Origin of the sequence: Paenibacillus sp. OSY-SE (assembly GCF_000283315.1) — a bacterium.
GTDB lineage: Bacteria > Bacillota > Bacilli > Paenibacillales > Paenibacillaceae > Paenibacillus_B > Paenibacillus_B profundus.
Window position 1 is genome coordinate 1 of record NZ_ALKF01000003.1, and the last position, 1,024, is coordinate 1,024.

Below are 1,024 nucleotides of genomic sequence, written 5' to 3' on the forward strand. Positions count from 1 at the left end.
TTAACTTTCGTGGAATTGTTGTTGGTAATCCTTTATCCTTCTCAAATGATGAAGAAGGCTTTCACAACCTTCTCCAGTGGATCCTTTCGCTGCAAGCTGCGCATGGACTAACGGCAGCCATTGTTGGCATGGAACCTACCGGACATTACTGGCTCAATCTCTCCAGGTGGCTCTCCGAGCGCCAGTTTGAAGTCGTTCTTGTTAATCCACACCTGGTTAAGAAAAATAAAGAAAACCGCGACAATACGCCATCCAAAAGCGACAAGAAAGATGCGCTAGTCATAGCCGACATGGTTAAGAACGGCTACTACTCATTCACTCGTAACACGCCCGAAGCCTTTGAAGAGCTTCGAGTCTTTCTCTCAAATCGGGACTCTGTCGTAACGAGACTCGTTAGTGCCAAAAACCAAATCCATCGTTGGGTTGACGTTGTTTTCCCGGAGCTGCGTCAGGTCTTTAAGAGCCTGTTGTGCACCGGTTCGTTGGCCACTCTTCGTCTTTTCCCTACGCCGGAAGAACTTCGTAAACTACAGCCTAAAAACATCATTGAAGGGTGGAAATCGCTGATGAAGCGTCATTCTGGTGAGCGAAAAGCTCGTGCTCTCATCGCACTTGCTAGCTGTTCCGTTGGTTCTAAACAAGCCACGAATGCCTACAAGCTTCACTTAAAGCAATTACTCGATGAGTACGACCTTGCTTGCCTGCAGCTCAAAACGGTTGAAATGGAGATTATCGCCGTGTTGGATCGCATTTCCTTTGCCAAGTCTATGCTTGCTGTCAAAGGGATTAGCAGCATTTCACTGGCCGGTATTCTTGGTGAGGCAGGAGATTTAAGCGGCTTTGTTCACGGCAATGCACTGTTGCGACATGCTGGTCTCAACCTTGCGGAAGCAAGCTCAGGAAAATGGACTGGACAGATGAAAATTAGTAAACGAGGACGATCTCGCCTCCGCCGTTTCATCTTCATGATGACCATGAGTTTAGTGGCGAACAATCCGGAATTCAAAGCCATGCACGCGTACAA

At 47.8% G+C, this 1,024-nt stretch carries 1 protein-coding gene; it reads left to right on the forward strand.

What is annotated here, in order from left to right; translation table 11 throughout:
* The coding region (locus A372_RS0100015) for an IS110 family transposase (RefSeq protein WP_019418876.1) at window positions 1-1,024 on the forward strand (1,024 nt) is incomplete at both ends.